We start from the raw sequence: 8,605 nt of genomic DNA, 5'->3' as shown, positions 1-8,605 counted from the left end.
GAATTGCTTCGGCGGTGCAGGCGGCCAGCATGCCTGCCTGGTTGCCGATGCGCTCGGCATGAAGAGCATCCTTCTACATCCGATGTCCGGCCTTCTCTCCGCCTATGGCATGGGGCTTGCCGATATCCGGGCAACGCGCCAGAAGGCGCTCGGCGTTTCCCTTGATGATGTCGCACCAGCATCGATTGCGGCACTCGGCAGCGAATTGCGCGGCGAATGCATGCCCGAGTTGGAAGCACAGGGCGTCGCAACGGCTGAGATCAAGACGGTCCAGCGCGCCCACATCCGCTACGCCGGCACCGATACTCTGCTGGCCGTTGAGACGACTTTCCCCGAGATCGACAATCCCCCGCGATTGCGTAGCCAGTTCGAGACGCTGCACAAGCGCCGCTTCGGCTTCGTTGCCGAAGACAAGCCTCTGGTCGTGGAGGCCGTCGAGATCGAAACGATCGGCGGCGCTGCTGCCGACATCGCGGTCGAACTCGAAGCGGCTGCCGAAGGCGAGGCTGAGGCAGCAAGGCGCACTGCCTTCTATTCGAACGGTGCAAGTCACGAAGCGGCTGTCGTCTTGCGCCAGGCGATCAAGCCCGGCCAGACCGTCACTGGCCCCGCCATCATCATCGAGCCGAACCAGACGATCGTCATCGAGGACGGCTGGCAGGCGCAACTGACCACCAAGGATCACATCGTCCTCAAGCGCATCAAGGCGCTGCCGGAGCGCAATGCCATCGGCACCAAGGCCGATCCGGTCATGCTGGAGATCTTCAACAATCTCTTCATGTCGATCGCCGAACAGATGGGCATGACGCTGCAGAACACCGCCTACTCGGTCAATATCAAGGAACGGCTGGATTTCTCCTGCGCCGTCTTCGATGCGGAAGGCAATCTGGTTGCCAACGCGCCGCATATGCCGGTTCATCTGGGCTCCATGGATGCATCCGTCGCAACCGCGATCCGCGAGAATGCCATTATTCATCCGGGCGATGTCTTCCTCATCAATGCGCCCTACAATGGCGGCACGCATCTGCCCGATCTCACCGTCTGCACCCCGGTCTTCGACGATGCCGGCGAGAAGATCCGCTTCTGGGTCGCGAGCCGCGGCCATCATGCCGATATCGGCGGCATTTCGCCGGGATCGATGTCGCCGCTCGCCACCCATATCGAGGAAGAAGGCGTCTATATCGACAATTTCAAGCTGCTCGATCGCGGCCGATTCTGTGAGGCAGAACTTACCAAACTGCTGACGGGCGCGCGCTATCCGGTGCGTACGCTGGCGCAGAACATCAACGATCTCAAAGCCCAGGTCGCCGCCAACGAAAAGGGTGTTGCCGAGCTGAAAAAGATGATCGTTCACTTCGGCGAAGATGTCGTCGATGCCTATATGGGGCATGTTCAGGATAATGCGGCCGAAAGCGTGCGCCGCGTTCTCGATCGTCTGTCGGATGGCGAGTTCAGCTATGAGATGGACCAGGGCTGCAGGATCGTCGTCAAGATCTCGATCGACAGGGACAAGCGCGAGGCGACGGTCGATTTCACCGGCACGTCCGCGCAGCGCCCGGACAATTTCAACGCGCCGCAGCCAGTCACTCGGGCTGCCGTGCTCTATGTCTTCCGCGTCCTCGTCGAAGCGGACATTCCGATGAATGCCGGCTGCCTTCGGCCAATCCGCATCATCATCCCCGAAGGCACGATGCTGACGCCGCAATATCCGGCCGCCGTCGTCGCCGGCAATGTTGAAGTGAGTCAGGCCGTAACCAACTGCTTGTTCGGTGCGGTCGAGGCGCTCGCCGCAGCCCAAGGTACGATGAACAACCTGACCTTCGGCAACGATACCTATCAGTATTACGAGACGATCTGCTCCGGTGCGCCCGCAGGGCCGGGTTTCAACGGCGCCGACGCCGTCCACACGCACATGACCAATTCCCGCCTGACCGATCCTGAAATCCTCGAGACGCGCTTTCCGGTCGTTCTGGAGGATTTCCACATTCGTCCGAATTCCGGCGGGCGCGGCAAGTGGAACTCCGGCAATGGCACGCAGCGCACTATCCGCACGCGCGAAAGGCTGGAATTCGCCATTCTGTCGGGCCACCGGCGCGTCGCGCCCTTCGGCATCAAGGGCGGGGAAGCCGGGCAGACCGGCCGCAACTACGTCCGCCGCAACGATGGGAGGATCGAAGAGCTGATCGGCTCGGCCCATACCGTGCTTGAGGCGGGCGAAGCCTTTACGGTCGTGACCCCGACGGGCGGCGGTTACGGAAAACGCGACGAATAGGAGCGCAACGCCGAAGCCGGACGGCATCGACCGCTCGGCTTTAGCAATCTGCACATTCTCGATCCGGATCGAAGGAGTTTTCAGGTGACGTCTGAGGTAAAGAGCAATCAGCGTGAATTGATCGTATCGTCAGCCCATCTCGCGGGCGGCAGCTCGCCGGCGCTGTCGGAGCTGGAATACGGGTCGATCCTCTTTTCCCATGCCTTCAATCGATGGCTGGTGCGCTGCATGGCGGCGGCTGGTGTGCCGGGCCTTTCGCCGGTCGAAATCCTGGTCATTCATTCGGTGCGGCATCGCGACAGGCCGAAAACGCTCGCCGATCTCTGCCTCGTCCTCGATATCGAGGATACGCATGTCGCCAATTATGCCGTCAAGAAGCTCGAGGCGGCGGGCTTGGTTAAAAGCGGCAAGGCAGGCAAGGAAAAGACGATCCAGGTTACCGACAAGGGCCTGGACGCGTTGAAGCGCTATGCCGAAATACGCGAGCGGCTGCTGGTGGAGGCGACCAAGGTATCGGGTCTTTCGCAAGATGACCTCTCCGATATCGCCTCGCATTTAAGGGCGTTATCCGGCTATTACGAGCAGGCGGCGCGCTCGGCGGCCACTTTGTAAAGCAGCAAATCAGACGCCTCAGCGCAAATCTCGGCCCCTCAAGGCCTGCCCTTCGGCGGGGCGCAATTTCATGTCGACGGACCGAGTCGGGATGGCCGATCCCGGCCCCTTATCTATTTTGCCGTAGCATACCTATATTAGGTCTGTGCGATCCGCTGGCGTTACTCGCCGGACGATCCTTGTCGATGGAACGATAAGATCCAGTTTTTACCACCGCGCAACTTTTGGAAATTGCTGGCTTCGCACGATAGCAAAAGTATGCTTTTTTTGACCGAAAAGGGGAATGGTGTAAAAACTTCCATGAACAACGATAGTTTCGAGCTGAAATTTTGGGGCGTGCGGGGAAGCATCCCTGTATCGGGACCGGAATTTGAGCGGTACGGCGGCAATACGTCGTGCATTGAGTTACGGCATGGTGGCAGGCATATTCTGTTCGACGCCGGGACCGGTTTGCGTGAGGCAGCCGCCTCCCTTGCCAAGGAAGAGGTTCGTAACATCGATCTCTTCTTCACCCATTCGCACTACGATCACATCATCGGTCTGCCCTTTTTCAACGCGATCTATGATCCGCGCGTCAGCGTCGATCTCTGGTCGGGCCATCTGGCGGGCAAGACGACGACCCGGCAATTGATCGGCCAATTCATGCGGCCGCCGTGGTTCCCCGTCGAACCCGATATCTGTCGTGCCACGATGAATTTTCGCGATTTCGCCGCCGGCGACACGCTGAAGCCGCATCCGGGCATCGTCATTCATACGACCAGGCTGAATCATCCCGGCGGCTGCATCGGCTATCGCATCGAGTGGGCGGGCCGCGTGATCGCCATGGTCTATGATACCGAGCATGCGGCAGGCAAACTCGATGAGGCGGCGCTTGAATTGATGGCGGGTGCAGATCTTGCCATCTACGATGCGACCTATCTGGAAACGGAGATGCAGAAATATCTCGGTTTTGGCCATTCTACGTGGCAGGAAGGCATCAAGCTCGCCAAGAAGGCCGGCGCCAAGCGGCTTGCCATGTTCCATCACGCGCCCGGCCGCACGGACCGCGAACTGGACGATATGCAGCGTGACGCGCAGAAGAGCTTCCCCGAAGCGTTCTTCGCCTTTGACGGACAATCGCTGCAGCTTTGAGGGTCAGCGGCGAACCGAACAGCTGATCGGCGCTACTGCATACTCTCTTGAATCGTGATCGAGACGGGAAGGCGCCTGAACCGCCGTGAACGTTCCCGAAGGGATTAGCTCGGATATGTAAGGACTGGTCGCAACGGATTGGGGAGGGTCATGGCACGAGGGAAAGCCGCTCCGGCCACTTTCCGAAGCGGCGGCTTGCGTAATTTCTGTATTTTCTGTATTATTCCGATAACACAGAAAAGGATCTCATCGTTGGACACCGTTAGCACTGTCGAATTCATGCGCCATTTTGGTCGTTATCATGATGAGGCCAAGAAACGGCCGATCACGTTGACCAAACATGGGCGCCCCTCTGTTGTGGTTATGCCGGTCGAACTTTACGAAAAGCTGAAAGGCCATGCTGACCCACGCCGCGTCTATGGAGCCGGTGAAATGCCGGACGATCTGGCAACCATGTTCCTGGAGCAGTTGGAAAACGATTCCGCTGAATACCAGGCATCGGCCGATGAGTGATGGTTTCCGGCGAGGTGACATTGTCTCCTACCCCTATCTTTGGCGCTGGCAGGTCGAGGAAAACCCGGCTCGGGAGCATGGGGAGAAGGATCGCCCTGTCTGCATGCTCCTGACCATGATCGACAAGCAAGGGCTGACACATTTGCTTTTGCTGCCGATTTCGTCAAAGCCCCCATTCGGCGAGCAACAGGCGATCGAGATTCCAAAGCTGGAACTGCGCCGCGCCAAACTGACTGGCTATGACCGCGGCTGGATTACCGTAAGCGAATGCAATTACGATGTTCTTGAACGGTCCTATTACCTCGATCACAGCCAAGCTCCAATCGGTCGCTTCAGCGATGCTTTTCTCGAAACGGTCCGGAAAGCGTTCGCGCCGTTTCTTGCAGCCGGTCCGGCGCGCATTAATCGTACCTAAGTCAGATTCGGACACTTCACCTAACTGGCACGGACGATCGGGACAATGGAAGATGGCCGAGCACCTCCCGCCATGCGGCAGCTTAAAGTGCTATGACGACCTTCAGCGCGTCACATGTGACGCGCGTCGCCGTGGTGCACGAAATTGCCGACCGGCCGCCATTCGAGGGCGGCGTGACCGACGGTTTCCTCAAACAGCGTCTCGATAAAACTCCAGGCGAGATCGTCGTGGGCGAGATGATGCGTCATTACGCCGATCGGCTCGTCATTGCCGTCGCACCGGTTCTGAAGCTCTTCCACCAGACGCCCGATGATCTCGGCATGCGGCAATCCTCCGCGCACGCCATGCCATCGCATGATGTCGATATGTGTGTTGACGAGGCCGATGGGAGCCTGTTTTGCCAAACCGAAGACTGACACGGCGCGATAGCCGAGTGGTTCGAGATGCGGCAGCAGCGCGTCGTCGATCCTGTTCCACGGCGGCACCAGCAGCGGCACGAACTGCTTGCCATAAAGAGCTTTGAGCTTATCGAAGCCGCGGTGCAACTCGTCGAGTACGATTGGCTGCGGCCGGTGCAGGCCGAGTTCCTGCTTCTTGGTGTCGTCAGGCGCATAGTTCCGGTGGGTCCAGCCATGCACGGTCGCGGTGATGCGGCTTTCGCCCGTCAGCCGTTCGGCGAGTGCCTCGCCGGTCGGTCCGGGAATGATCGCAAGCGCCATCGGCACCTCGAAACGCTCTGAGAGCGACAGCAGCTGGTCGAGAGCAGGGGTCGGCTCGATGGCATCGTCGTCGCGGAACCAGAATGTTACCTTTCGTCCGGCCTCGCTCCATCGCTGCAGCTCGTTGTGCAGGGGCCGCCAATCGGCTCTATCGCTCATAATAGGTGTCTCCCAGATATTGTCGAAGAATGGTTTCCAGTCGCCTCGACGCCGCCGCCAGGGAACGCTCTTGGTGAACGAAGCCGCAGGCCGCATCCGCCATGGCTCGCCGTCGGTTCTGATCGTGTAAGAGTTGGGCGATGGCATCGGCATAGGCCTCGATGTCGCCTTCCGGCGTCAAGAGCCCCGTCTTGTCCGCCATCACCACTTCCGGTACGCCCGCCGTAGCCTGCGCGACCACTGGCAGGCCGGCTGCCTGCGCTTCCAGATAGGCAAGGCCGTAGGCTTCGTTGCAGCCGGGCCAGACATAAAGGCCGGCTGTTGCAAGCTCAGCGGCGATCTCTGGGGTGGAGCGTTCCCCACTCCAGATGATGCGGTTTTCGCCGAATGCTGAAAACAATGACCTGACCTCCGTCCGCATCGGTCCATCGCCGATGATAGTGAGGGTCCAATCCCGGTCTCGGATCAGGTCCAGCGCGCTTGCCAGCATGGTGTAGCTGTCGAATTTATCCCCTTTCCGCAGCATCGCCACGGCAATCAGCCGCTGCGGATCGGAGGAAGAGCGCGTAAACGGTGCAGCGTCGATGAAGGGCGGGAAGCGCTCGCAGCGGCCGTCGGGGATGGCGTCCAGAAGGCCGATCCGATCCCGTTCCGTAAAGCACAGATTGACGGCGGCGAGCCGTACCGCATCGGCGATGAGACGCTGGTTTTCGCCCCAACCGTTTGCATCATGGCGGCGCGAATAGGATGCTTCGGCTGTGACATAGGGAATGCCGATTTCGCGGGCGATCCGCGGGCCGAGGAGATCGGGCGTCTTATAATAGGGGTGATAGGTGAACCATAGGTCGGGCGGCTCGCTTTGCCAGCGTCCGCGCAGACGGGCCAATTCGCTTTCAGCCTGCCGGACAATTTCCGTCCGCGGCCCCGCTTCGGGTGTGGGCGTGAAACTGCGCAGTTCGGAAGCGACCTCGAGCCGGTGTCCAGCCATTTCCAGCGCCGCGATGATCTGACGTGCCATGAGCCGGTCGCCAGACGGGACCGGATGACCAGGAGGCTTCAAAGGGGCATAGAAGGCGATCTTCATGGCGTCATCGTACAGTTGACGATTAAGTGATGGGATGAACCCGAATTGTGAGAGGATTGCCCGAATTCCGACCGGTTGCCTGACAATAAGGTCCCTGCTTCAAAAGGCCGCATCCTCGACAGTCTGCGGCGTTGCGGCTAGATGGAAAGGCGATAACCGTTTTCCGCTCTGTTGTGAACGGGCAATATACATTGGGTTCGATGAGCATCGAGGCAAGAAAGCCAATCATTACCGATCGCCTCGTGCGAAAGCTCCGTCTTGGCTCGGGCCTGATCGTTTTCGGTTTCGTGATCATGCACCTGGGCAATCACTCGCTCGGGCTGATCTCTCTGGGTGCGGCCGAACATGCGCAACATTGGTTCACGGCCGTCTGGCGCAGCCCGGCCGGAACCGTGCTTCTCTATGGAGCGCTTATTCTCCACATCCTGCTCGTGCTGCGAATGATTTACCGGCGCAGAACGCTCGTCATGCCACCCGGCGAAGCTTTTCAGATCGTAACCGGTCTGCTGGTGCCCCTCCTGCTGATCGATCACATCATTGCAACGCGCATCGTCCATGAGGTCTATGGCTATCACGATACCTACAAGGCCATCGTACGCAGCCTGTGGGTGACAACTCCGCTCAACGGCCTGCGCCAGTCGTTCGTGCTGCTGATTGTTTGGCTTCACGGGTGTATCGGCGTGCATTTCTGGCTGCGCTACCGCCCCTGGTACACGGCGATCGCTCCGGTGATACTGTCGCTCGCCATCGTTCTGCCGGTTCTTGCCCTGCTCGGTTTTGCCGCCATGGGCAAGACCGTGGCACATGAGATCGCCCAGGAGGATGAGCGCGGCTATCCTGGCGGCTATTACAGCGACGTGCGGAGCTACGGCGAAACCGGCTCCGCGCCGGGCAGCCAGATGGCGCAGGCCCTGTGGCCATATCGGGCCGGGTTCTACGGCGCCTTCAGCCTGTCGCTTGCCGCTCTTTTCGCCTTTCGTGCGCATCGCAGACTGCGGGAACGCCAGTACCAGGTCGCTATCCGCTACGCCGGCGGCGAAGTGGTGCACGCGCCGCGCGGCTTCAGCGTGCTCGAGGCAAGCCGCCTCGGGGGCATCCCGCATTATTCGGTCTGCGGCGGCAAGGGACAATGTTCCACCTGCCGCGTCCAGATCGTCGAGGGCGCCGAAAACCTGCCGGCGCCGGCGCTGCTCGAGCAGAAGACATTGAACCGCATCGGGGCCACGCCGGACGTCAGGCTCGCCTGCCAGCTGCGCCCAACGGGCAATGTCAGCGTCATTCCGCTGCTGACGCCGATGGCCGAGGCGGCGATCCCGGTCTATACGCAAGCCGCAAGTCCCGGCCGCGAGCGCGAGATCGTCGTTTTCTTCTGCGACCTGCGCCACTTCACCTCGCTGACGGAAGCGCGTCTGCCCTTCGACATCGTCTTCCTGCTCAATCGCTATTTCGCCATCGTCGGACGTATCGTCGAGGAGAACGGCGGCCGGATCGACAAGTTCATCGGCGATGGCGCCATGGCCCTTTTCGGCCTTCGCACGACCCCGAAGGAAGCCAACAGGCAGGCCTTGAAAGCGGCGGCCGCGATCATAAAGGAAATCGACAAGCTCAGTGCTGAACTCGCCGATGAACTGGCCGCCCCGCTCGAAATCGCCATCGGCATCCACACCGGCCTCGCCGTGGTGGGATCGATGGGCTATGGC

The 8,605-nt window shown here is 60.2% G+C and carries 8 protein-coding genes; 6 read left to right on the top strand and 2 right to left on the bottom strand.

The features are described from left to right. From Q4Q11_RS29505 to Q4Q11_RS29485, 5 genes are all read left to right on the top strand, one after another. On the top strand, nt 1-2,272 hold a 2,272-nt coding region (locus tag Q4Q11_RS29505), incomplete at its 5' end, for a hydantoinase B/oxoprolinase family protein (protein WP_498571689.1). Between the two features lie 84 nt (nt 2,273-2,356). Further along, complete coding sequence (locus Q4Q11_RS29500) at nt 2,357-2,884, top strand: winged helix DNA-binding protein (RefSeq protein ID WP_113215964.1); 528 nt, start codon at nt 2,357-2,359, stop codon at nt 2,882-2,884. Between the two features lie 300 nt (nt 2,885-3,184). Then, entirely contained in the window at nt 3,185-4,015 is an 831-nt protein-coding gene (locus tag Q4Q11_RS29495) for an MBL fold metallo-hydrolase (protein WP_498571688.1), read from the top strand. 252 nt (nt 4,016-4,267) lie between these two features. Beyond that, nucleotides 4,268-4,528 (top strand): type II toxin-antitoxin system Phd/YefM family antitoxin, encoded by a 261-nt coding sequence (locus tag Q4Q11_RS29490; RefSeq protein ID WP_498571687.1) that lies wholly within the window; start codon nt 4,268-4,270, stop codon nt 4,526-4,528. 103 nt (nt 4,529-4,631) lie between these two features. Further along, entirely contained in the window at nt 4,632-4,943 is a 312-nt protein-coding gene (locus Q4Q11_RS29485) for a hypothetical protein (RefSeq protein WP_498571686.1), read from the top strand. 110 nt (nt 4,944-5,053) lie between these two features. Here Q4Q11_RS29485 and Q4Q11_RS29480 read toward each other — a convergent pair whose 3' ends face one another. Both Q4Q11_RS29480 and Q4Q11_RS29475 read right to left on the bottom strand, forming a co-directional pair. Next, nucleotides 5,054-5,821: a polysaccharide deacetylase family protein gene (locus Q4Q11_RS29480; protein ID WP_498571685.1), complete on the bottom strand. Its 768-nt coding sequence runs from the start codon at nt 5,819-5,821 to the stop codon at nt 5,054-5,056. Next, a complete protein-coding gene (locus Q4Q11_RS29475; protein WP_498571684.1) occupies nt 5,811-6,905 on the bottom strand; it encodes a glycosyltransferase family 4 protein in 1,095 nt (364 codons plus the stop codon). Before Q4Q11_RS29475 ends, Q4Q11_RS29480 begins: the two co-directional genes overlap by 11 nt. 200 nt (nt 6,906-7,105) lie before the next feature. Between Q4Q11_RS29475 and Q4Q11_RS29470 the strand changes: the two genes are divergently transcribed. Further along, nucleotides 7,106-8,605, top strand: a 1,500-nt coding sequence (locus tag Q4Q11_RS29470; protein ID WP_498571690.1) for an adenylate/guanylate cyclase domain-containing protein, incomplete at its 3' end; no start/stop codon positions are given.

This window comes from Rhizobium sp. UFLA01-1127 (genome assembly GCF_059803845.1).
The sequence above is the reverse complement of the archived record's forward strand: the minus strand, read 5'-3'. Positions and strand labels throughout refer to the sequence as shown.